The 23177-nt window shown below is 71.7% G+C and carries 22 protein-coding genes; 14 read left to right on the top strand and 8 right to left on the bottom strand.

Annotation, left to right across the window (positions count from 1 at the left end; all coding sequences use genetic code 11):
• Window positions 1-69: 69 nt before the first annotated feature.
• The gene (locus ACIBI5_RS41005; RefSeq protein WP_397255130.1) at window positions 70-2799 is read left to right on the top strand and encodes a hypothetical protein; all 2730 of its coding nucleotides are present in this window, start codon (window positions 70-72) and stop codon (window positions 2797-2799) included.
• Here ACIBI5_RS41005 and ACIBI5_RS41000 read toward each other — a convergent pair whose 3' ends face one another.
• Entirely contained in the window at window positions 2800-3576 is a 777-nt protein-coding gene (locus ACIBI5_RS41000) for a thioesterase family protein (RefSeq protein ID WP_397255128.1), read from the bottom strand.
• A gap of 73 nt (window positions 3577-3649) precedes the next feature.
• Between ACIBI5_RS41000 and ACIBI5_RS40995 the strand changes: the two genes are divergently transcribed.
• A complete protein-coding gene (locus tag ACIBI5_RS40995; protein WP_397255126.1) occupies window positions 3650-4408 on the top strand; it encodes a TetR/AcrR family transcriptional regulator in 759 nt (252 codons plus the stop codon).
• On the opposite strand, the gene ACIBI5_RS40990 is transcribed toward ACIBI5_RS40995, so the two are convergent.
• A complete protein-coding gene (locus ACIBI5_RS40990; protein ID WP_397255124.1) occupies window positions 4335-5117 on the bottom strand; it encodes a nuclease-related domain-containing protein in 783 nt (260 codons plus the stop codon). The two genes, ACIBI5_RS40995 and ACIBI5_RS40990, sit on opposite strands and share 74 nt — an antisense overlap.
• A 191-nt stretch (window positions 5118-5308) precedes the next feature.
• Here ACIBI5_RS40990 and ACIBI5_RS40985 point away from each other — a divergent pair, with 191 nt between their 5' ends.
• Window positions 5309-6715, top strand: a complete 1407-nt coding sequence (locus ACIBI5_RS40985) for an amidase (protein WP_397255122.1) — start codon at window positions 5309-5311, stop codon at window positions 6713-6715.
• Between the two features lie 55 nt (window positions 6716-6770).
• Window positions 6771-7466 carry a winged helix-turn-helix domain-containing protein gene (locus tag ACIBI5_RS40980; protein ID WP_379614985.1) on the top strand — a complete coding sequence of 232 codons (696 nt, stop codon included), beginning with the start codon at window positions 6771-6773 and terminating at the stop codon, window positions 7464-7466.
• Here the strand turns inward: ACIBI5_RS40980 and ACIBI5_RS40975 are convergent.
• Window positions 7463-8926: a serine/threonine-protein kinase gene (locus ACIBI5_RS40975; protein WP_397255120.1), complete on the bottom strand. Its 1464-nt coding sequence runs from the start codon at window positions 8924-8926 to the stop codon at window positions 7463-7465. The two genes, ACIBI5_RS40980 and ACIBI5_RS40975, sit on opposite strands and share 4 nt — an antisense overlap.
• A gap of 90 nt (window positions 8927-9016) precedes the next feature.
• Between ACIBI5_RS40975 and ACIBI5_RS40970 the strand changes: the two genes are divergently transcribed.
• From ACIBI5_RS40970 to ACIBI5_RS40945, 6 genes are all read left to right on the top strand, one after another.
• Complete coding sequence (locus ACIBI5_RS40970) at window positions 9017-9307, top strand: hypothetical protein (protein WP_397255118.1); 291 nt, start codon at window positions 9017-9019, stop codon at window positions 9305-9307.
• 4 nt (window positions 9308-9311) lie between these two features.
• Window positions 9312-9674, top strand: a complete 363-nt coding sequence (locus ACIBI5_RS40965; RefSeq protein WP_397255116.1) for a DUF5130 family protein — start codon at window positions 9312-9314, stop codon at window positions 9672-9674.
• A 162-nt stretch (window positions 9675-9836) separates the two neighbouring features.
• The gene (locus ACIBI5_RS40960; RefSeq protein WP_397255114.1) at window positions 9837-10790 is read left to right on the top strand and encodes a response regulator transcription factor; all 954 of its coding nucleotides are present in this window, start codon (window positions 9837-9839) and stop codon (window positions 10788-10790) included.
• A gap of 236 nt (window positions 10791-11026) precedes the next feature.
• Window positions 11027-11512 (top strand): helix-turn-helix transcriptional regulator, encoded by a 486-nt coding sequence (locus ACIBI5_RS40955; RefSeq protein WP_379614975.1) that lies wholly within the window; start codon window positions 11027-11029, stop codon window positions 11510-11512.
• A 134-nt stretch (window positions 11513-11646) separates the two neighbouring features.
• Window positions 11647-12747: a serine hydrolase gene (locus ACIBI5_RS40950; protein WP_397255112.1), complete on the top strand. Its 1101-nt coding sequence runs from the start codon at window positions 11647-11649 to the stop codon at window positions 12745-12747.
• Between the two features lie 76 nt (window positions 12748-12823).
• Window positions 12824-15979, top strand: coding sequence for a BTAD domain-containing putative transcriptional regulator (locus tag ACIBI5_RS40945; RefSeq protein ID WP_397255110.1), 3156 nt, complete (start codon window positions 12824-12826; stop codon window positions 15977-15979).
• Here the strand turns inward: ACIBI5_RS40945 and ACIBI5_RS40940 are convergent.
• The 5 genes from ACIBI5_RS40940 to ACIBI5_RS40920 form a co-directional block, all read right to left on the bottom strand.
• The gene (locus ACIBI5_RS40940; RefSeq protein WP_397255108.1) at window positions 15963-16724 is read right to left on the bottom strand and encodes an ABC transporter permease; all 762 of its coding nucleotides are present in this window, start codon (window positions 16722-16724) and stop codon (window positions 15963-15965) included. The genes ACIBI5_RS40945 and ACIBI5_RS40940 overlap by 17 nt on opposite strands.
• Window positions 16721-17665 (bottom strand): ATP-binding cassette domain-containing protein, encoded by a 945-nt coding sequence (locus ACIBI5_RS40935; RefSeq protein ID WP_397255106.1) that lies wholly within the window; start codon window positions 17663-17665, stop codon window positions 16721-16723. Before ACIBI5_RS40935 ends, ACIBI5_RS40940 begins: the two co-directional genes overlap by 4 nt.
• A gap of 75 nt (window positions 17666-17740) precedes the next feature.
• Window positions 17741-17950 carry a zinc ribbon domain-containing protein gene (locus tag ACIBI5_RS40930; protein ID WP_397255104.1) on the bottom strand — a complete coding sequence of 70 codons (210 nt, stop codon included), beginning with the start codon at window positions 17948-17950 and terminating at the stop codon, window positions 17741-17743.
• Between the two features lie 9 nt (window positions 17951-17959).
• Window positions 17960-18772, bottom strand: coding sequence for a GNAT family N-acetyltransferase (locus ACIBI5_RS40925; protein ID WP_397255102.1), 813 nt, complete (start codon window positions 18770-18772; stop codon window positions 17960-17962).
• Between the two features lie 46 nt (window positions 18773-18818).
• Window positions 18819-19325: an HNH endonuclease gene (locus ACIBI5_RS40920; protein WP_184959584.1), complete on the bottom strand. Its 507-nt coding sequence runs from the start codon at window positions 19323-19325 to the stop codon at window positions 18819-18821.
• Window positions 19326-19590: 265 nt separating this feature from the next.
• Between ACIBI5_RS40920 and ACIBI5_RS40915 the strand changes: the two genes are divergently transcribed.
• The 4 genes from ACIBI5_RS40915 to ACIBI5_RS40900 are packed head-to-tail and all read left to right on the top strand — an operon-like array spanning window position 19591 to window position 23174.
• Window positions 19591-21627, top strand: coding sequence for a prolyl oligopeptidase family protein (locus ACIBI5_RS40915; protein WP_397255100.1), 2037 nt, complete (start codon window positions 19591-19593; stop codon window positions 21625-21627).
• Window positions 21624-22037 carry an NUDIX hydrolase gene (locus ACIBI5_RS40910; protein WP_397255098.1) on the top strand — a complete coding sequence of 138 codons (414 nt, stop codon included), beginning with the start codon at window positions 21624-21626 and terminating at the stop codon, window positions 22035-22037. The genes ACIBI5_RS40915 and ACIBI5_RS40910 overlap by 4 nt, the downstream gene beginning before the upstream one ends.
• A 7-nt stretch (window positions 22038-22044) precedes the next feature.
• Entirely contained in the window at window positions 22045-22827 is a 783-nt protein-coding gene (locus tag ACIBI5_RS40905; protein WP_397255096.1) for a helix-turn-helix domain-containing protein, read from the top strand.
• Window positions 22824-23174, top strand: coding sequence for a VOC family protein (locus tag ACIBI5_RS40900; RefSeq protein ID WP_397255094.1), 351 nt, complete (start codon window positions 22824-22826; stop codon window positions 23172-23174). The genes ACIBI5_RS40905 and ACIBI5_RS40900 overlap by 4 nt, the downstream gene beginning before the upstream one ends.
• Window positions 23175-23177: the final 3 nt, after the last annotated feature.

The raw sequence follows: 23177 nt of genomic DNA, 5'->3' as shown, positions 1-23177 counted from the left end.
AGCTGAGACGCATGTCCACGGCTCGGGATAACGGTGACAAGATCGACCGACGGTGCTATCGAGGTTCGCATGACTTCGGGGCGCGTCGAGTCCGACCTCACGGCCAGGGTCGGCAACTTCATCCACACGATAGACCGGCTGTGCCGGCGACCGGCCCGGGGAGAGGGCGTGCAGGACTCCCCGCACGTCCCGGCCGGCTTCGAGCGGCAGGAGGAGGAACCGCAGGAACGCCCCCAGCACACCGGCCGCCGCGGCATCCCGATCATGCGCCTGCGCAACGCCGGTGACTGGCCCGAGTTCCTGGTCAGGGACGCCGTCGCGTTACGGCCGGTGATCTCCACCCGCATCCGGCGCTCCAAGCCCGAGATCGCGCCCGGCGACACCGTGCCCGTCATCCTGGCCAGGATCGTCGCCGACCTGAGCGCCGGCGCCGAGCGGCGCTCGTCGGCCGACGGCAAGCTCAGGCGCATGCCCGGCCTGCGTTTCCCGCGCTACCGGATGACGGTGAAGGTCCTGGCCGCCTGGACGGCCCGGCACGCCGACGCCGGCCCCGACACCGAGGAGGCGGCCCGCGAGGCGCTGCGCGCGGTCGACCGCACCTGGGGCTGGGGCATCGAGGCGGCCGAGCGGGGCGGCGAGAGCGTGCCGTTCCCGTTCAACGTCCTGCTCAGGCTGGCTCCGCCGTTCCTGCACGACTGGCGGCTCAGCGGGAAGGCGCCCCTGCTCAGCGGCCGGCTGCGCGCGCTGCGGACGGCGCTGGCCCAGGACTCGGCCAAGGCCGGGCTGCCCGCGCTGCTGGCCGACCTCGACCCGGCCGACTCCGGGCGGGTCGACCGGCTGCTGCTGTCGGCCTTCCTCGACGACCTGAGCCTGCAGTACCGGCGCACGCCGCTGCACGTACGGGGCGCCGGGCACGTCTTCTACCCGCTGCTCCTGCTCAACGAGCACGGCGGGGAACTGGTCGAGCTGATCGCGGAGCGGCGCTCCAACCTGGAGTCGTTCGACCCGGTCGTGGTGGTCACCTACCTGCCCGGCGGTGACCCGCCCACCGCCGAGGAGGAGGACCCGGTCTCGGCGCTGATCCGCTGGCGGCGCGAGCTCGTCGCCTCCGGGCGGGCCGCGGCGCTGCAGGTGCTGCGCGAGCCGCTCGACGTGCGGGCGCCCGGCCTGCCGAAGGATCCGGTCGTGCTCAGCACCGCGAGCCGGTTCTGGGTGCCGCCGACCAGGAAGCCGCCCTGGTGGTCCACGCCGGTGGCGATCGCGTTGTTCTGGAGCGTGCTGGCCGCGACGGCCGGCGCCTACGCGGGGCAGACCGTGGCCTGGCAGCGGACCTCGTGCGCCACCGGGCTGTGGACGCCGTGGGCGGAGTCGGGCAGGCAGCTCATGGGCGCGGAGTGCGTCGGCGTGGCCGAGCCCGGGTACCTGTTCACGCCGAGCACCGCGGAGATCGCCCAGGTTCACCGGCGCATCCACGAGGAGAACCAGCGGGCCGCCACCCTGCATGCCGATCAGGCGCAGGCGGCGCGGCCGTACGTGACGATCGTCTATCTCGCCGCGCTGACCTCAGGCAACCGCGACTCGCTCGCCGCGGTGCGCGAGGGGCTGGCGGGCGTGGCCATCGCGCAGAAGAACCAGAACGACTCCTCCGGCGCCAGCGAGCCCATCGTGCGGCTGTTGGTCGCCAACGGCGGCGGTCGCATGCAGTACGGCGAGGCCATCGCCCGCCTGCTCGTCTCCTCCAGCGAGGCCGAGGCGCCCATCGTCGGCGTCGTCGGGCTCGACCAGAGTCGCAGGCAGACCGTCGCCACCATCCACGCGCTCGGCAAGGCCGGGCTGCCCATGGTCGCCTCGACGCTCTCCGCCGACCGGCTGGTGGAGGAGTCGCCGTTCTACTTCCAGGTGGCGCCGCAGAACAAGCGGCAGGCCGCGGTCGCCGCCGCCTTCGCGACCACGCTGGGCCTGCCGGCGCGGGCGCGCCTCTACTACTCCCACGACGTCAGCGACTACTACAGCGACAACCTGCGCAAGCAGGTGTCCGCGCGCTTCACCGAGGCCGGGTTCGCGGTGGAGAACCGGCGCTTCACCCCCATCGGCAGCCCCAAGCCCGGCCCCGAGGACCCCAACGATCACCCCTACGCCGGCGAGCCCCGCCAGGCCGGGGTGAGCGCGTGCGACGCGAAGGGCCTGGTGTACTTCGCCGGGCGCGGCATCCCCGACTTCCAGGCCTTCATCAAGGGCGTGAACGAGACCTGCCCGGCCACCCCGCCCACCATCCTGGCCGGGGACGACATCTCCCGGTACGCCGCCGACGTACGGCTGCGCGGCGAGGTGGGCCAGGTGCCCTTCTACTACCAGTCGTTCGCCGTGGCGCCCAACCGGTGCGGTCAGCCGCAGCCGCACGACTTCTACGACCAGCTCTTCCGCACGTTCACCTTCGAGTGCCAGGAGCCGGGCGCCGGGCGCACGCTCGACGGGCACGCCGCCCTGTCCTACGACGCCGCCGAGACGCTGATCACCGCGATCCGGCGGCTCGGCGGCCCGGTGCGGCACGCGGTGCCCGTGAACTCGTACACGGTGTGGCGGCAGCTCAGCATGTTGCACACCGCCTCCGGTCCGGCGATCCAGGGGGCGACGGGCGGCATCGACTTCGGCGGCGGGACGGCCCGGCAGTACCCGCGCGACAAGCCCGTGCTGATCCTGCGCGCCAAGGGCGCGGAACGCCCCCAGCAGGTGGGCGCCTGCGGCCCGCCCGCCGGGTCGAGTCCTTGGTGTTCCGAGGTGGCGGAGAAGTACCGGTGATCAGGCGGGCAGCCGGACCGCGGCCAGCTGGGTGGACTGGGCCACCAGGCGTCCCTTGTCATCCCAGACGTGGGCGACCTGGTCGATGCGGTCACCGCCGACGTCGGTGGCCTCCAGCTTGACGCGGACCGGCCCCGGCGCGGGCAGGCGGCGGACGTAGGCCGACAGCTGGATGGTGGGCATCCAGCCGGGCAGCCCCAGGTCGAAGGTGACCGGCGGCACCGGGTCGAGGGCCACGAGAAGGCTGAGCGGGTCCCAGTCGGACCCGTCGCCGAGGCGCTGCCAGGTGGCGATCACGCCCTTCTTGCTCGGCTGCCCGAAGGCGAAGGCGAGGTGCCCGGGGTTGATGCGTTCCTCGACCACGCCCATCAGCGGCACGGGGAACGGCGCGCCGGGCGGGTCGACCGGCGACAGGAAGCACTCCTGCTCGGGCGGCAGGTCCACCGGCTCCGAGGCCGTCCACCAGGGATCGGAGTCGTCGAGGCGGCCCAGCGTGATCAGGGCGGAGACACGCGGCCTGCCCTCCTGCGACAGGTCGGCGCGCACCTGGGCGACGCTCTTGCCCACGCGCAGCCTGGTCACACTCACCTCGGCGTGGCCGAAGCCGGGCGGTTCGATGAAGGCGCCGCTGACGGCGGTCACGTGGGGGTGCCCGGCGCCGACCTCGGCCACCGCGGCGCGGCCCAGGACGGCCAGCAGGTAGCCGCCGTGCAGCTTGGTGCCCACGGCCCACTGCGGGTCGAGGGTGGCGGCGTATCCGCCGTCTTGGGGGGTCACAGCGGTCGCATCACGAAATATCGCCATGCGCTCAGGTTGACATCGTTAACTTAACAACGTCAATGTGAGATGCATGACCAGGACCAGAGCCCGGCGCGGCGAGGGAGCGCTCCTGCGCGAGGACATCCTGCGGGCGGCCGAGGACCTGCTGGCCGAGTCCGGCACCGAGGAGGCACTGACGCTGCGGGCCGTCGCCGCCCGCGCCGGCATCTCGACGCCGTCCGTCTACCTGCACTTCGCCGACAAGGAAGCCCTGCTGGAGGCGGTCTGCCTGAGGGTCTGGGACGAGCTGGCCCGCCTGTTCCGCGAGAACGACCACGGCGACCCGTTCCGCGCCCTGGGCCGCTGCGGCCGGGCCTACGCGCGTTTCGCGCTGGCCCATCCCGTGCAGTACCGGGTGCTGCTCATGAAGCCACCCCCGGGCGACCGCGCCGCCGCGCCCAGGGGAGCGGTGGCCGTGCCGGAGGCGGCGGCGGCCTGCTTCGGGCACATGGTGGCCGTCGTCGAGCGGTGCGTGGAGTCGGGCATCCTGCGCGGCGACCCGAGGCGGCTGGCGCTCACGCTGTGGTCGTCGATGCACGGGTGCGTCGCGCTGGTGCTGGCGCAGCCGGGCTTCCCGTGGCCGGACGTGGACGAACTGGTCGACCAGGCGGTGATCGTCGCGGGCTTCGGCAGCGCGATGCTGTCCCGGGTGCCGGAGACAGGCATCCCGGCCAGCGACGAGCTGGCCGGGGACCTGGACGACCTGGCCGAACGCCTCAGCCGTCGCCGTAGCGAGGAGGAAGGACGCTCTCGGCGATCTCGTACAGGCGGTCGATCTCTTCCTCGGTGAGCGCGTGCTCCCGCTTCGTGATCCACTTGCGCGCCCGGGTGCCCTCGTAGACGTCGACGCCGCGGATGGTCATGACCTTCCACGGCACCGGCGGCCCGTAGATCGCCAGCGAGGGCACGACGGCGATCTCGCGGCCGAAGGCCTTGCTGATCAGCTCGGCGGCCTGCGACGCCTCCAGCTTGGCCTCGGTGATCCTGGGCTTCATGTCGAAGGGGCCGTGGAAGAGCTTCTTGCCCATCTGCACGCGTACGGGCAGCCGCTTGTCCCACTTCTCCGAGTCGACCGCGTAGACGCCGGTGGGGCCGATGACCAGGTGGTCGATCTGGGCCTCGCTGCCGGGGATCGCGCGGGCGTGGAGCGTGCGGTAGCCGCTGCGTTCGAGCCTCTTGAGCTGGCCTTCCGTACGGCGTTCCGCCACGGAGGAACGGCGCCAGGCGGGCACGGTCGAGGCGGATCGGGCGCGGTAGACGGTGTCGGCGATCGCCGCGGCGATCGCCGCGGTGACGCCGATACGCCAGTCCCGGACGAGGATCCCGACGACCACGCCGACGCCTATCGCCAGCAGCGCGCGGTTGCGCAGGCGGCGATATCGAGGCTGCCGCAGCAGCGCGCGCACCGAGGCGCGCTCGATGGGGGCATACGTCGACGCGGGCGTCGCGGCCGGCGACTTCTTGGCCGCGGGGGCCTCATCTTCCGGCCTGTCGCTCACCCAGATCGGTGACGTATTGTGACCGTCTTCTCGCTGGAGGTCGGAGTCCACGTAACTCAAGGTAGCTTGCTGATCGTCGGGTTTCCTAGTGTTAGGGCGTCCATACTTTTATGGCCCAGGTCATCGTGTTCCTCGTCCGATTTCCGGGTATCTATTACATTCTCCGCTAGAGATCCCTACTGTTCAGTAGTGTGAGTGCTATTCACGATCTCTCGGCTCTTGACCAGGGCAAAGCGATCAGGAACGGCGAGCTGTCGCCGGTCGAGCTGACCCGTCATTACCTTGATCGCATCGACCGTCTCGACGCCGAGGTGGGCGCGTACGTCACCGTCACGGCGGAGCGGGCGATCGCCCAGGCACGGGCGCTGGAGAAGGCTCTGCCCGACGGCCCGCTGGCCGGGGTCCCGGTGCCGATCAAGGACCTGAATCTGGTCAAGGACGTGCCGATCATGTTCGGATCGGGCAGCTACCAGGGCTTCGTCGCGCCGGTCGACGACACCGTGGTCGAACGGCTGCGCGAGGCCGGCACGGTCATGCTCGGCAAGACGGCGACCCCCGAGTTCGGGCTGCCTTGCTACACAGAGACAAATGTGTCACCTCCTTCCCGGACGCCGTGGGACCTCACGCGTTCGGCGGGCGGTTCGAGCGGCGGCGCGGCGGCCGCCGTGGCCGCCGGTCTGGCGCCCGTCGCGCAGGGTAGCGACGGCGCGGGCTCGATCAGGATCCCGTCCTCCGTGTGCGGCCTGTTCGGCATCAAGCCGACCCGCGGCCGCATCAGCTTCGCCCCGATCATCCCTGACCTCGCGGGAATGTCGACCAACGGGCCGATCGCCCGGAATGTCGCCGACGCCGCGGCGCTGCTCGACGTGATGGCCCACAACAACCCCGGCGACCTCTACCTCGCCCCACCGCAGGCGGGCACCTTCCTGGAGTGCGCCACCCGGCAGCCCGGACGGCTGCGCGTCGCCCGCTACGCCGAGCCCGTGGTGCCGGGCACCGAGGTGGACCCCGAGGTCCTGGCGGCCTACGAGGAGGCGTCGAAGACGCTGGCCGCGCTCGGGCACGAGGTCGTCGACATCGCGCCGCCGTTCGGGCCCGAGCTGGTGCCGCAGTTCGTGACGCTCTGGTACGCCTTCGCCTGCATGCATCCGGTCGCCGACGACCGGCAGGACACGCTCAGGCCGCTGACCCGATGGCTGCGCGAGCGCGGCTTCGCCACCCCCGCGCCGTCCTTCCTCCAGGCGCAGTCGGCGCTCCAGCTCGCCACGAGGATCGCGCTCACGGTCACGAACGCCTACGACGCCGTGCTCACCCCGACCGTCACCCTGCCGCCCCGGCCCGTCGGCTGGTTCGAGGAGGGCGACGACCCCGAGCTGACCTTCGAGCGGATGAAGCGCTTCGCCGCCTTCCCGGCGATCTACAACGTCTCCGGGCAGCCGGCGGTGAACCTGCCGCTCTACTGGACCGAGGACGCGCTGCCGATCGGGGTCATGCTGGCCGGCCGTACCGGGGAGGAGGGGGTTTTGATCTCCTTGTCGGCTCAGGTCGAGGCGTACCGGGGCGGATTCTGGGGTGATCGGCGGCCCGAGGTCTGGTAGACCCTGGAACCTTACAGATGGCCGCACAGAGGGCGAGGACGTTACAACCATGGCCATGCGCACCGTTCTCATCCAGACCGACACGGCCGTGGCGGCCGAGCTCAATCCCGGTGAATCCGCCACGTTCGGCCGCGGCGCCGACGACGTCCCCGTGGACATCGTGATCGCCGACCGGGCCGTGTCGCGCATGGCCGGGCGCATCACCGCCGTCGACGACTACTGGCTGATCGCCAACCTCACCACCGACCGCACCTACGTCGTCGAGAACCCCGAGGGCGGCGGCGAGTTCGTCAAGGTGCCGCCGCAGCGGATGGGCATGCCGGTGCCGTTCGAGTTCTCGCGGGTGATCCTTCCCGCCGAGCACGGCACGACCGGCTTCCTCGTCTTCGCCCCCGAGCACGTGTACGGCAAGGCCGCCACCGTGGCCGGATCGGGGGCGACCACCATGGGCGTCTTCCCGCTGGACCGGACCGCCAAGTACTTCCTCATCCTGGTCGCGCTCTGCGAGCCCCGGCTGCGCGACCCGTCCAGCACCGTGGTGCCGACGGTGCCGCAGCTCATCGAGCGGCTGTCAGGACACGGCCTGACCAGGAGCGGAGCCAACTTCCACATCGACTACCTGGCCAGGACGAAACTGCGGGTGAAGCAGGCCGACGAGGGAGGCAAGGCCGACTGGCAGCGTGCCGCCCTCATCAACCTGGCGCTCCGCTTCAACCTGGTGATCGACACGGATCTACGGCTGCTGCCCTAGCTCTTCTGGTACTCGCCCCGATATTTCATGATCAGGTCCACTCGCTCCTTCGTGAACGGAGGGATGCCCTTGGAGCGCTTCATCGGCTCCACGCCGGACAGGAAGAGCGCGGCCAGGTTGGCCGCCGGGTCGCCCTTGATGTTGGAGATCTGCGGCCCGAGGACGCAGAAGAAGCGGCCCATGGACTGCACGGACAGCTCCACGCTGTAGGGCGGGCGCGGCTCGGGCTGGGCGAGACCGTACGGCTGCCAGTGCCGCAGCACTCTGGGGGTCCAGCGGGCGATGCCGAACTCGTCGTTCTCCTTGTCGGTCAGGTCGGGGTCGAAGTCGCTCATGACCTTCAGAACCGCCGCGATGAGCGCGGGCGAGAGGCCCTTGACGTCGGCGCACCAGGTTCCGGCCTCGATGATCATCTGACGGTACTGCTGGGGCACCGGGGCGTCGTCGCGCAGGTCGTTGTGCGGCTGGGGCGCCGCGCTCGGGGTGGTGCCGCCGGTGCCGGGCGGCTGCTCGGGGCCGCCGCCGCGGGTCAGGAGGACGGCCACGACCGCGCCCGCGAGCACCAGGGCCGTGCCGCCGGCCAGCAGCGCCTTGCCCGGTGGCGTACGCGGCTTGGCGGCCGTTTCCCCGGGCTTCGGCTCGGAGTCGTCGCCGGGGAGGTCGGCGGCCACGTCCGGCTCGGTGCCGCGCAGGGCCGCGTCGAAGTCGGCCACGCTCCGCCAGCGGCGATCCGGGTCGGGGTCGATGGCCTTCATCACCGCCGCGCTGATCCGCTCGGTCACCTCGGGGCGCAGGCGGTGGGGCGCCAGCCGTACCGCGCCGGAGCCCGGAACCTGGCCCGTCAGCAGGTGATAGGCGAGGGCCCCCAGCCCGTGCACGTCGGCGCGCTCGTCGGGCGCGCCGTCGAGTCGCATCTGCTCGGGGGCCATGTAGCCGGGCGTGCCCGCGGCGATCGTGTGGCTCGTGGCGTCGGCGAGCGCCCGCGCGACGCCGAGGTCGGCCACCATCGCCCGCTCGCCGCCACCCGTCACCGTCCGGAACAGCACGTTGGACGGCTTCAGGTCACGATGCACAATGCCCAGCTGGTGGAGCTCGCCGACCCCGCCGGCGATCTCGCCGAGCAGCCGCAGCGTCTCCGGTACGGGCAGGGGCCCGTCCGCGAGGCGTCCGGCGAGTGTCCCCATGTCCGCATAGGTCATGACAAAGTACGGCCTGCCGTCTGGAAGCTCGCCGATGTCATGAACCTGCACGATGTGCGGCGAGTCGGCCTGGCGCAGAAGCCTGGCCTCCTTGACGAACCGCTCCCGGACCGCGGGCTCCACCGACCAGTTCTCGGCGAGCACCTTGATGGCGACGTAAGACTGCAACTGGTCATCACGCGCCAGCCACACCGACGCGAAGGCGCCGGCGCCGAGGGCACGCTCAACCGGGTAACGACCGATCGATTCTGGGGTGTCCACAGCAGTTTTGACCTCTTGTGGGGGATCTTGGTTCCCGACTCTCTCATATGAGGTCTGGCCGGGCAGCCGAACCGGGATTACGGTCATGGTGTGAGCAGCGCGTGGCAGATCCTCGGCTTCCTCATCGGTGCATCCCTCGGCATCTTCGTGCTGATCAGCCTGCTGGTCCTGGCGCCGGGGCGCGGCGGCGCCCGCAGGACGGCGGAAGGGCCGGTCTGGCTCGGCGGGCCGTCCAGAAGCGAGTCCGGCGTCAGCACCTCCGACCTGGTGCTGGCCGACCGGGCCGCCCACTGGGCGCGGACGCCGGAGGTCGACTGGGTGAGCGCGGCCGAGACCGCGGAACCGGGCAGGAACATCGGCGGGGCGACGGCTGGATGGTGAGACGATGCGCGTACTGACCGCGGCCCAGGCCGACGACCTGCGCCAGGCCCTTCTGCTCGCCGAGCGCCGCAGCGGGCTGCGCTTCGGCGTCTTCCTCGGCAGACCCGTCGGCGGGCGCCGCCACTTCGCCGAACGCCTGCACGCGGCGCTGGGCGACGACGCCGTCAACGGCGTGGTCGTCCTGGTGGACCTGGAGGGCAGGGCCCTGGAGATCGTGACCGGCGAGAGCGCCCGGCTGCGGCTGTCGGACGGGGCCTGCCGGCTGACCGCGATGTCGATGGCGACCGCGTTCAGCGTGGGCGATCTGGTCGGCGGTCTCCTGTACGGCATCGCCGCCTTGGGCGAACAGGCGACCGCCCGCCGCTGACGGTTCCCCGGCCTCCCCTGAAACCCTCCAGGCTGTGCGCCTTCCCGGCCTCTCCTACAAAGGACATGTCAGGAAGTTCCACATAGATACGGGGGAGGAAGTCATGCTGTGGTTCGACGACGGCGTGGGCTGGGGCTGATCCCACGACCATAGGAGGGTCCGATGGCGGAGAACAGCCTCGCCGGGCTGGTGAGCCCGCAGGCACAGGCGCTCTACGACCGGCTCACCTCCAGCGGGGCGCTGGAACTGGACGTGGACGTCGACGGAGAGGCTCCGGAGACCCTCGAACTGCTCTCGATGGGCGTCGCCTTCCGCGGAGGTGAGGGCGACGCCCTGCTCCGACCGGTCGGCATCGCCGCCGCGCTCCGCACGCTCCTCGACCGCGAACACGCCGAACTCACCGGCCGCCAGGCCCGTCTCGCCGCGGGCTGGCGAGCGCTCGCCGGCCGCTGGGGCGCCCACGACGACCACCCCGCCTCGGCGCCGATCAGCGGCATCCAGGTCATCCCGACGATGGCGGAGGCCGCCGCCAAGGCCGTGGAACTGTACGCCGCCGGGACCCGCCTCGTCCGCGCCGCCTTCACCATCGCCTTCGAAACCGAGCCCACGCCGCACCGCCTCCTCCTCCCGCCTCCGGCCGCTCTGGAAGGCGGCGCCCGCTACCTCGGCCTGTACGACGCCGCCTACAGCAACGTCCCCTGGGGCCGGCGGCTGATGAGCGACTCCGCCGTGGCCGGTGAGACGGTACGGATGCGCAGAGCCATCCCCACCAAAATGATCCTGGTCGACGACGCGATGGCCCTGGTCGCCGCCACCGCGACCGGCCTGCCCGCCCTCCTTGTCACCTCGCCCGACCTGCTGAGGATGCTGGCGGACTGGTTCGACCTCATGTGGCGGGACTCGGTGGACGCCGAAGGCGAGGACATCCCCCTCACCAGGGCCCAGCGGCGGGTGGTGCTGCAACTGGCGGCGGGCAAGACGGACGAGCAGATCGCGCACGAGACGGGGATCAGCGTCCGCACGGTCCGGCGGCACATCGCGGTGGCCATGAGCGCCCTGGGCGCGGAAACCCGCTTCGCCGCCGGTGTGGCCGCCGGCCGTAAGGGCTGGATCTGACGTCCCGTGTACGGCCCGGCCCCTCCTCAGCCGGCCGGCACCCCGCCCGGACGCGGGCCGTTCGACGACCGGACTCCCGAGACGGCCGAGGGGCGGCGCGCACGCCCGGACCGGCCGAGAGCACCACGCGACCGGGACCGGCGGCACCAGCCGAGAGCACCGCGTGACCGGGATGGGCGGCGCGAAGTCCGCACAGGCTTTCGAAAATTGTCGGTGCCAGGAGCTAGTGTTTGGGTATGGGTATCGATGTGAAGTCTCACACCCGCCCGCTGACGACCGCCGAAATCGCCGCCCTCGCCCTCTCCCTCGCGCACCTGGGAGCCGGCCCGCAGGCCGTCACCGCCCGGCGCGGCCTGCGCAACGTCTTCGAGCACCTCGACCTCGACGACGACGTTATCGCCACCACCCTGGCCACGCTCACCGATCCCCTGCCCTCCGACGTGGCCTCCCGCGCCCGCGTCATCGCCGACGCGATCACCAGCCGCCTCATGATCCGCCTGCACTACCAGGACGCCTCCGGCCACGTGACGATCCGTGACGTGGAGCCGGTGACCTGCCTGGTCCACCGGGAGTACTGGTACCTGGTGGGAGTGTGCCGGATGCGGCGCGGCATCCGGGCGTTCAGGTTCGACCGCGTACTGGCCGTCGAGCCCACCCTCACCCCGTCCCGCCCCCACCTGGCCGACCGCTTCCTCCCGTTCCAACGCCGCAAGGTCGCCTGACCCCAGCCTGACCCCAGCCCCGTGCCCCAGCTGCCCGCCGGCCGGGGCACCCCCATGCCGGGTGGGGAATCTTGGGGGTTGGGTGACCTACTCCGCCCATGGTCGTTGGCGTGGTGGCTGGCAGGCTCGCGCTCATGCGCGTTCGGGGGATCTCGCTCATCACCGCCTTCACGGTCACCATGGCCGCCTGCTCCGGCGTGGAGACCAGCCCCCCGGCAGCCGCCGGCCGGCCCGCGGCGCCCGGCGACACGATCGCCGCGGTCTTCGAGCCGGCGTTCCGGTGGCCGCCGACGGGCTTGGTGTCCGGGTCACCGGCCGGCCTGACGACCGCACCTCTGACAGGCCTTGCGGCCGTCCTGCCCGCCGGATGGGCGCCCGGCCCCTCTGGCGGGCAGGACGGCCCTCGGAGCTACACGCAGCCAAGTCTTCCTGGCGGTGTGTCGGCGGCGAGCTCGGGCGAGCGGGTGCTTGGGGTGCCGGGTGACGGCGGGCGGCCGTTGCCGGACGAGTTGCGGGGGAAGCTGGACAGGGCGCTGGGGCGGTATCTGGCCTCGCGGCCCGGCCGTGCCGCCGTGGCCGTGTACGACCGGGTCGCGGCCACCCGCTACGCCTACCGGGAGCGCGAGCCGTTCATGCTGGCCAGTGTCGCCAAGGTGGACATCCTCCTGGCCCTCGCGCTGAAGGCGCAGGAGGAGGGGCGGCGGCTGACGAAGCGCGAGCGAAGCGTGGCGGGCAGGATGATCCGGGTCAGCGACAACGACTGCGCCCACGATCTGTACCGGGCGGTCGGCGGCCGCGACGGGCTGACCGCGGTGCTGCGTGAGCAGGGGGTCCGGCGTACCTGGCCGGAGAACTCCTGGGGCACCACCCGCAGCCGGCCGTCGGACCAGGTGAAGGTGCTCGACCGGCTCACCGATCCGGAGGGTCCGCTGACGGCGGCCAACCGGCGGTTCGCCCTGGAGCTGATGTCGAGCGTCGTGCCCGGGCAGGACTGGGGGGTGAGCGCGGCGGCGGGGTCCGGGCAGGTCGCGCTCAAGAACGGCTGGCTCCCCGCCAGCGCCCACGACGGCCTGTGGACGGTCAACAGCGTGGGCCGCCTCCAGACCGGCGGCCACGACCTGCTGCTCGCGGTGCTGTCGGAGCGCAGCCCGGCTATGGGGTACGGCGTGGCCACGGTCGAGGCGGTGGCACGGCTGGTGGTCAGGACGATGACGAAGCCCGCTCCCGCGCCATAACGATCCGATGAAGGTCGGCCGTGGTTTACGGCCTCCTTGCGACGACGATTAGTAGCTCGTCCGCAAGTTCGGCACAATGACCGATGTGCGAGTTGGACTGCTCGGGCCCTTCGAGGTCCGGAACCGCGATGGGGCCACGGTCGAGGTGCCCGGCGTTCGGCTGCGCGCGCTTCTTGCCGCACTCGCCCTCGAACCCGGCCGGATCATCACACGGGCGAGGCTCGTGGACTGGATCTGGGGGGAACAGCCGCCCGCGGACGAGGTGAACGCCCTGCAGGCGCTGGTGTCCCGGCTGCGCAGGGTGCTGCCGGACGGTGTCATCGAGGCGGACGCCGGCGGCTACCGGCTGGCCGTGGCGCCTGATGCCGTGGACGTGGCCCGGTTCGAGCAGCTGGTCGGCCAGGCCCGCGCCGCCGAGCCCGCCGATCGGGCGGAGCTGCTGCGCTCGGCCCTGGAGCTTTGGCGCGGCCCGGCCATGGCGGACATCGCCCTGCAGGACAGCGACGTGTTCGACGCCGTGGTCGCGCGCCTGGACGAGCTCCACGTCGCCGCGCTCGGCGATCGAGTGGACGCCGACATCCGGCTCGGCCGTGGCTCGGAGCTGGTCTCCGAACTGACCGATCTGGTCGCCACGTACCCGCTGCGTGAGGGGTTCGTGGCCGCCCTCATGCGGGCGCTGGCCGAGGCCGGGCGGGGCAACGAGGCGCTGACCGTGTTCCAGCGCACGCGCGAGCGGCTCGCCGAGGAGCTGGGCGCCGACCCGTCGGCCGAGCTGTCGGCGCTGCACACGGCGCTGCTGCGGGGCGAGCTGGGCGAGCGGACGGAGAACCGCAGGACGAACCTGCGCGCCGAGCTGACGAGCTTCGTCGGCAAGGACGGCGATGTCGGCGCGGTCGCCGGCCTGGCCATGGGGCACCGCCTGGTCACCTTGACGGGATCGGGCGGCTCCGGCAAGACGAGGCTGGCCACGGAGACCGCGCGGACGATGCTCGGCGAGCTGCCCGACGGGGCGTGGCTGGTCGAGCTGGCCTCGGTGCAGGCGGGCGGTGAGCTGGCGCAGGCCGCCCTCACCGCGCTGGGCCTGCGTGACCAGCCGTTGCTCGGCGGCGCCAGGGGCGGGGAGCCGATGGACCGGCTCCTCACCGCGCTGCGCGAGCGCACGATCCTGCTGGTCCTCGACAACTGTGAGCACGTGATCGAGGCGGCCGCGGCCTTCGCCGACCGGCTGCTGGGCGAGTGCCGGCGACTGCGGATCCTGGCCACGAGCAGGGAACCGCTCGGCATCACCGGAGAGGTGCTGTGGCAGGTCGAGCCGCTCGCGCTGCCCGCGAAGGGCGCCGAGCCCGCCGAGATCGGATCCTCACCCGCGGTGCGGCTGCTGCGCGACCGCGCGGATCTGGTCCGCAAGGACATCGGCTCGGACCCGGCCACGCTGGCGGCCATGGAGCGGATCTGCCGGGCGCTCGACGGGGTGCCGCTGGCGATCGAACTGGCCGCGGCGCGGCTGCGGACCATGTCCATCGATCAGCTGGCCCGCCGGCTCGACGACCGCTTCCGGCTGCTGACCAGCGGCAGCCGTACGGTGCTGCCCCGGCACAAGACGCTGCGCGCGGTCGTCGACTGGAGCTGGGACCTGCTGACCGAGGCCGAGCGCGGCGTGCTGCGGCGGCTCTCGGTGTTCTCCGGCGGCGTGAGCCTGGAGGCGGCGGAACGCGTGTGCCCGGAGGAGGCGCTGGACGGGGAGCTGGTCTTCGACGTGCTGACCGCGCTGGCCGAGAAGTCGCTGCTGCTCACCGACGACGAGGGCGCGCCGCGCTACCGGATGCTCAACACCATCAGGGAGTACGCGGCCGACCGGCTGACCGAGGCCGGGGAGACCGAGTCGGCCCGCCGGGCGCACGTGGCCTACTTCACCGAGCTGGCCGAGACGGCCGATCCGCACCTGCGTACGGCCGCGCAGCTGGAGTGGCTGCGCACGATCACGCCCGAGCACGACAACATCAGTACGGCCGTGCGCGTGGCCATCGCCGAAGGATGGGCCCAGGAGGCGATGCGGCTGGTCGGGGCCGCGGGCTGGTACTGGTTCCTGGCCGGGCACCGGGCCGAGGGCACCGAGCTGAGCGTGGCGGCCTGTTCCGTGCCCGGTGAGGCCACCGACGAGGTGCGGGCGCTGGCGTACGCCATCTTGACCATGTTCCTGACCTCAGGGATCGGCCGCGACCAGTATCAGGCGGAGGACTGGATCCACGAGGCTCACCGGCTCACCCAGCGCAGCAGGTCGCGCCATCCCCTGCTCGGGTTCGTCGAGCTGTGGGAGCAGATGCTGCGCGAGCCGGCCGGAGAGTTCCTGCGTGCGCTGGAGCCGCTCATCACCGGTGACCATCCCTGGGTGCGTGCGCAGGCCAGGCTCACTCGCGGCCGGATGCGGCTCACGCTCGGCGCCGACGAGACCGACGTGGACACCGACATCGAGACCTCCCTGTCCGAGTTCCGCGGGCTGGGCGAACGGATGGGGACCTCGCTGGCGCTGACCTTCCAGGCCGACCGGCTCGCCATGCGCGGCGATTTCGCCCGCGCGTGTGAGCACTACGAAGAGGCGGCGACTGCTCTGCGCGAGCTGGGCGTGCGGGAGGAAGTGGCCAGCCTGCGGGCGCGGCAGGCGCAGCTGTACTGGCTGCTCGGCGACGAGCGATCCAGCGTGAGCGCGATGTCGGACGCGGAGCGGAGCGCGAGCGGGATCACCTGGCCGGAGGAGCTGGCCGATCTGGAGCTGTCCAAGGCGCAGCTCGCCCGCTGGCGCGGCGAACCGGACGAGGCACGCCGGCACGTGGAGGCGGTGCGGACGCTGACGGGCGACGAGGGCCCGAGTCTCCTGACCCGCACCAAGTCCCTGGACCTGCTCGGCTATCTCGAGGAGGACCTGGAGCAGTCGCGCGCGCACCGCGGCGAGGCGCTCCGCGCGGCCGAGGAGGCGATGTATCCGCCGCTGGTGGCCGAGGTGTTGATCGGGATCGCGGATCTCGCGCTGCGCCGGGGCGAGTACGAGCAGGCGGCGCGGCTGCTCGCGGCCAGCGACGGGGTGCGCGGCGCCGCGGACCTGTCGCAGCCGGACGCCTCCAGGATCAGCAGGGAGACGCGCGATCGCCTCGGTGAAACCGCGTTCACCGAGGCGGTTCTGGCCGGACGGGAGCGGGACTGGCGGGAGCTGGCCGAGGTCACGCTCGCTTCGTGAACGCCGCGCGCGCCCACAGGTAGCCGACCAGCGAGAGCCCCACGCACCAGGCGACGGCCGCGATGGCCGAGCCCGTCGACGGCGTGCCGGTCAGCAGCCCGCGCAGGGTTTCGATGATCGGGGTGAACGGCTGGTACTCGGCGAACTCCCGCACGCCGGGACCCATCTTGTCGGCAGGCACGAACGCGCTGCTCAGGAAGGGAAGAAGCATCAGGGGGACACCGGCGAGACCCGCGCTTTCCGGGGTCTTCGCGGAGAGTCCGGACGCGACGGTCAGCCAGCCGATCGCCAGCACCGTCAGCGCGACGATGCCGATCGCGCCGAGCCACTGCGGGAAGCTCGCCGTCGGGCTGAATCCCATCAGCAGCGCGACCCCGATGATGATCGCGATGGACACCAGGGTCCGCAGCATGATCGCGATCACGTGCGCGTTCAGCACCGCGGCCCGTGACACGTCCATGACCCGCAGCCGGTTGATGAATCCGGTCGTCATGTCGGAGTTCACCGCTGTGGCCGTGGGGCCGATGCCGTAGCCGATGGTCAAGATGATCAGGCCCGGCGTCGCGTAGTCGACGTAGTCGGTGCCGACGCTGAACGAGCCGCCGAAGACGTAGACCATGAGGAACATCACGAAGACCGGCACGATGATGGCGTTGAACAGCGCCAGCGGGTTGCGCATCGTGTGCCGGAAGTTGCGCCGCATCATGGTCGCGGAATCCGCGAAAGAAGCTGAGATGGCGTTCATCGGGAGCTGACCTCCTGGTTGCCGTGGCCGGTGAGAGCGAGGAAGACGTCGTCGAGGTCCGGTGTGTGCACCGACAGTTCCTCGACTTCCACGGACTGGGCGTCGAGCCGGTCGAGCAGCGCGCGCAGCGACCGCACCCCGCCGTCGCCGGGGACGCGCAGGGCCAGCTCGTCGTCGTCCTTCGTGGCCCCGCGCAGGACCTGCGCCGCGACGTCGAGGGCGCGCCGGTCGGCGAACCGCAGCCGGATGTGACTGCCGGGGATCCGGCGCTTGAGCTCGTCGGCGGTGCCCTCGGCGACGATCCGTCCCTGATCGAGTACGGCGATGCGGTCGGCGAGCTGGTCGGCCTCTTCGAGGTACTGGGTGGTGAGGAAGATGGTGGTGCCTTCGGCGACCAGTTCCCGGATGATCTCCCACATGGTGCGGCGGCTGCGCGGGTCGAGTCCCGTCGTGGGCTCGTCCAGGAAGATGATCTGCGGCGCGCCGACCAGCGTCATGGCCAGGTCGAGCTTGCGGCGCATGCCGCCGGAGTAGGACACCGCCCGCTTGCCCGCCGCCTCGGCCAGATCGAAGCGGTCGAGCAGCCGGGCGGTGACGCGCTTGCCCTTCGCCTTGGGCAGGTGCAGGAGATCCGCCATCATCAGCAGGTTCTCCTCGCCGGTGAGGAGTTCGTCCACCGCGGCGAACTGGCCGGTGACCCCGATCGCCGCGCGCACCGCCTTGGTCTGCGTGGCGATGTCGTGCCCGGCGACGACCGCCTTCCCGGCGTCGGGGGTCAGGAGCGTGCTCAGCACGTTCACCGTGGTGGTCTTGCCGGCGCCGTTGGGGCCGAGCAGGGCGAAGATCGTGCCGGTTCGGACGTTCAGGTCGATGCCGTCGAGGACGGCTTTGTCTTTGTAGGCCTTTCGCAGCCCCTGGGCGGCGATGGCGGAACCGTTCATGACCGCTACGGTCGCCGACCGCTCTGATGCGGCGCCGTCACCGTCCTGACACGGCCGCTGACACGGCCTGCGGGATCAGCCGCAGCAGCCGCCTCCGCAGCACCCGCCCCCGCCACCACCGCCACGCGGAGCGGCGGCGCCGCCGGTCATCGCGACCGTGGACAGCAGCTTCACGGTGTCCTCGTGCCCGTCCGGGCAGGTGGCGGGGTCGTCGGAGGCGGCCATCGGGCGCGACACCTCGAACGTGGAGCCGCATGCGCGGCAGCGGAAGTCGTAACGCGGCATGCCCCTACATTAGGGCGCGTAGGTCACGTGGGTGTAGTCCGCGTGCGGTTCGAAGCCGATCGACTGGTAGATCGCGTTGCTCGTCGGGTTGCCGAGGTCGGTGAAGAGCACGATCTCCTTGGCCCGTTCGCCGAGGCCGGCCCGGCTGGCGTGGGCGGTGACGGCGGCGCCGTACCCGCGACGGCGGCAGGACGGCGGCGTGTACACCGGCCCGATGCGGCTGACCCCGCCCTGTGCGGGCGAGAGCGCCGCGAACGACACCGGAGCCCCGCCGGACACCCAGAGGAAGATGTCACCGGCGGCGATCCTGCGCAGCACCCGCTCGGTCATGTCGCCGCGGTCGGCGGAGACGCTGACCTCCTCGCCGAACGCGTGGTACCAGCTCACGAGCAACGGCAGATCCCCCGGTACGGCACGGCGCGCCTGCCCGGGGACGTCGGGGCAGGTGAGGTGGCCGAGCCGGTACAGCCTCTCCTCGACGGCGCCGGCGAGCACCGCCCCGCGCGACCGGGTGAAGACGGAGACCAGTTCGCGCGGCCCCATCACCTCGGGAATCTCCCGATCGGCCAGGGCCCCGGCCAGTTCCTCGACGGCCTCGGGGGGCATCGCGGCCAGCCCGAGCGGAGCCGGAGGCGTACGGAAGGCGGCCCCCCGGACCTGCCCGTCCACGCTCCACCACCCGTAGTAGGCCCCCTCGGCGGGCATGCCGGCGCGGATGACCGCCATCACGGTGAGCGGCACGGTGTTGCGAAGGGGATCGTCGAGCAGGAAGGCGGTGGCGGCGTCGGGGAAGGCAGCGAGGTCCGCCGTGAAAGACCACATGCCGCGATCCTCGCAGGTCGCGGCATGTGGTCTCCAAGCGGTTTCGTCAGGCAGCGGCTTCCAGGTACGGCGCCCACTGCGGGTCGCCCACCATGGAGGCGCCGATCAGCCGCCAATGGGCACCGCGCGGAACCGCCGGGGACACGCGCAGCGACCACCCCAGTTCCTCCAGGAACTTGTCGGCCTTGCGATGGTTGCACGGGGTGCAGGAGGCGACGCAGTTCTCCCACGTGTGCGTGCCACCCCGCGAGCGCGGGATGACATGGTCGATCGTCTCGGCCTTCTGACCGCAGTAGGCGCAACGGAAGTCGTCGCGGCGCATGAGTGCGGCCCTGGTCAGGGGGATGCGGGACCGGTAGGGAATACGGACATATCTCCTGAGCCTGATCACCGAAGGCACCTCCAGCGTACGGCTGGCCGAGCGGAGCACCGCTCCCCTGCCGTCACGGTGGACGACGTCCGCCTTCTCCCTCAGCACCAGCACGATGGCACGGTGCAGCGAGAGCGTGGTCAGTGGCTCATAGGTGGCGTTCAACAGCAGGACCTGGCGCATCACGAGGACTCTCCCCGCTGGGCGCGTATCAAAGGGGACATGCCGTGGCATGTCCCGGCTGGCGGCCCCTCCTGGGGCACTGATGCTTCCGTCACGTGGACCTCCGCCGGACGGCCCGACGGATGGTGTCACCACGGCGCCGCCCTCTGCCCAAGTCTGTCGTCAAAAGAGCGCATCCCGCCACCTCTTAACGAACTAGAGGGACGCACGGTGTGTTTTATGCCCGGATCACCTGCGCTTTACGCCCCGCCGGTAGGGTCAAGGCATGTATCCGACCGCACGCCGAGAAGAGCTCGTCGACGACCTGCACGGCACCCCGGTGCCCGATCCCTACCGCTGGCTTGAGGACCCGGACAGCCCGGAGACCCAGGGCTGGCTGCTCGGGCAGGAAGCGCTGTACCGGGATCAGGTGAAACCGCAGCGTTTCCGCGAGCGGATCGAGGAGCTTCTGCAGTCGGGTTCGGTCGGCGTCCCGGTGTGGCGCGGCGAGCGGTACTTCTTCTCCCGCCGCATGCCCGGCCAGGAGCACGCGGTCTACTACGTCGTGGATCCCGACGGCGCCGAGCGCCCCCTGATCGACCCCATGGCGATCGACCCCTCGGGGCTGACGACGCTCGACGCGGTGCAGCCCGACAAGGAAGGGCGGCTGCTGGCGTACCAGATCTCGGTGGGCGGCGACGAGGAATCGGTGCTGTACGTCATCGACGTGGCGACGGGCGCGCGACTGGAGGGGCCGATCGACCGCTGCCGCTACTCCCCCATCGCGTGGCTGCCCGGCGGCGAGGCCTTCTACTACGTGCGCCGCCTGCCGAGCACGGAGGTTCCGGAGAACGAGCGGCAGTTCCACCGCCGCGTCTACCTGCACCGCGTCGGCACCTCCACCGAGGACGACGTGATGATCTTCGGTGCCGGGCTGAAGATGACGAACTACTACGGCGTCTCGGTCTCGCGCGACGGCCGCTGGCTGCAGATCTCCGCCTCAGAGGGTACGGCTCCGCGCAACGACCTCTGGGTGGCCGACCTGACCACCTCCCCTCTCGACGACCCCGGCCTGGTCGTCGTCCAGGAGGGCGTGGACGCGCAGACCGGGCTGCACTTCGGCCGCGACGGCCGCCTCTACGTGCACACCGACCGCGACGCCCCGCGCGGCCGGATCTGCCTCGCCGACCCCGCCGAGCCGCAGGTCTGGCGCGACCTGATCCCGGAGGACGCCGAGGCGGTGCTGTCGGACTTCGCGATCCTGGACGATCTCACCAGCCCGGTCATGCTGGTCGGCTGGACCCGCCACGCGATCAGCGAGATCAGCGTGCACCGCCTGGAGGACGGCGAGCGCCTGGGCGAGGTGCCGACGCCGGGGCTGGGCTCGATCGGCGGCATCTCCGAGCGCCCCGAGGGCGGCCACGAGGCGTGGTTCGGCTACACCGACAACACCACCCCGCCCACCATCCAGCGCTACGACGCCCGCACCGGCGAGACCACGCTGTGGGCGGCCTCCCCCGGCGCGGTCGACGTACCGCCGGTCAAGACCTCGCAGGCCGTCTACACCTCCAAGGACGGCACCGAGGTCCGCATGCTGATCATCGAGCCGGTCGACCGCGACGGCCCGCGCCCGACGATACTCAACGGCTACGGCGGCTTCGGCATCTCCATGACGCCCGGCTACTCGGCCTCGATCCTGACCTGGGTCGAGGCGGGCGGCGTCTACGCCATCGCGAACCTGCGCGGCGGCGGCGAGGAGGGCGAGGACTGGCACCGCGCCGGGATGCTCGGCAACAAGCAGAACGTCTTCGACGACTTCCACGCCGCCGCCGAACACCTGATCGCCACCGGCGTCACCACCTCCGCGCAGCTCGGCATCTCCGGCGGCTCCAACGGCGGCCTGCTGGTCGGCGCCGCCCTCACCCAGCGGCCGGAGCTCTACGCGGCCGTGGTCTGCTCGGCGCCGCTGCTCGACATGGTGCGTTACGAGCTGTTCGGCCTGGGCGCGACGTGGAACGTGGAGTACGGCTCGGCCGACGACCCCGAGGGGTTCGGCTGGTTGTGGAGCTATTCGCCCTATCACCATGTGCGGGAGGGCGTGCCGTACCCCGCGACGCTGTTCACCGTCTTCCAGTCCGACAGCCGCGTGCACCCGCTGCACGCGTGGAAGATGTGCGCGGCCCTGCAGCACGCGAGCGGCGCCTCGCGGCCGGTGCTGTTGCGCAACGAGACCGAGGTCGGGCACGGGGCGCGTTCCCTGAGCCGCACCATCGACCTGTCGGCCGACACCCTGACCTTCCTGGCGCGGAACACGGGGCTGTGAACCGGCGGCGGCTGGCCGCGTACGGCATGATCGTGCGCGGCGAGGAGATCCTTCTCGCCCACTACGTCAACGGGGAGACCCGGCACTGGACGCTGCCCGGCGGCGGCGTCGAGCACGGCGAGGACCCCTACGACGCGGTGGTGCGCGAGGTCGAGGAGGAGACCGGATACACCGTCGTGCCCGAGGTGCTGATCGGCGTCAACAGCTTCCATCCCCGGCCGGAGTTCCAGGCGGTGCGGCTGTTCTGGGAGGCGCGCGTCGTGGGCGGGGAGCTGCGCTTCGAGGTGGGCGGCAGCACCGACAAGGCGGCGTGGTTCCCGCTGGCCGGGGTGGAGAGGCTGGAGCGCTCGGAGGTCGTGGACCGCGGGCTCGAACTGCTGCGCGCGCGGCCGAAGAGCGGGCACCTATAGTCGGAGTGTGGACGACCTGACGGTGGTCGAGCGGGTCCCCGGGCCCGCGCTGCGGCCGTACGTCATGGGGCTGTACGCCTACCGCGAGCGGTACGCGCAGCCCCATGTCCGCCTGGAACCGGCCCTGCCGGGCGCGGTGCTCATCATCGGGTTCGGCGCGCCGATGCAGGTCGACGGCGGCCGGTTCACTTCCTTCACCGGCGGCCTGTCCGACCGCTACACCGTCACCACGACCCAGGCGCCCACCGAGGGCGTGGAGGCGCTGCTCACCCCCTTCGGGGCACGTCGCCTGTACGGCGTGCCGATGCGTGAGCTGACCAACCTGGTGCTCCCGGCCGACGACCTGCTCGCGGGCTGGACGCAACGGCTCGGCCAGGTCGAGGGCTGGCCGGAACGGCTGGCGCTGTTCGAGTCGATGCTGACCACGCGCATCCACGGCGGCCCCGAGCCGCGCGGCGAGGTCGGCTGGGCCTGGGGGCGGCTGCTGGAGTCCGGCGGCTCGGTGAGCGCGGCGGCCCTGGCGGACGAGATCGGCTGGAGCCATCGGCATCTGGTCGCGCGGTTCCACGACGAGATCGGGCTGGCGCCCAAGGCGGCGGCACGGCTGATCAGGTTCGACCGGGCGCGACGGATGCTGGGCTCCGGCGTCCCGCCCGCCCAGACCGCGGCGGCGTGCGGCTACTACGACCAGGCGCACATGAACAGGGACTTCCGCCTGCTCTGCGGGGAGACGCCCGGTCAGATTTTTCCAAGACCTCCGGCGGCGGCCACGGCAGACTCGGCCGTATGACACGCACCGTTTTCGCGCTCGCGCGCTACGAGGACCCGGCCAAGGCCATCGACTTCCTGGCCGCCGCCTTCGGCTTCGCCGCCCACCAGGTCAGCAAGGACGACTCGGGCGCGGTCGTACACGCCGAGCTGCTGATCGGCGAGGACATGATCATGATCGGCAAGGGGCAGCCGGGCGGGCCGGGCATCTACGTCGCCGTCGACGACCCCGACGCCCACCACGACCACGCCAAGGCGGCGGGCGCCACGATCACCATGGAGCTGGTCGACCAGTCCTACGGCTCGCGCGAGTACGGCTGCGCCGACCCCGGGGGCAACACCTGGTACTTCGGCACCTATCGCCCATAGGCG

The organism is Nonomuraea sp. NPDC050540 (genome assembly GCF_044457485.1).
Taxonomy (GTDB): Bacteria; Actinomycetota; Actinomycetes; order Streptosporangiales; family Streptosporangiaceae; genus Nonomuraea.
The sequence above is the reverse complement of the archived record's forward strand: the minus strand, read 5'-3'. Positions and strand labels throughout refer to the sequence as shown.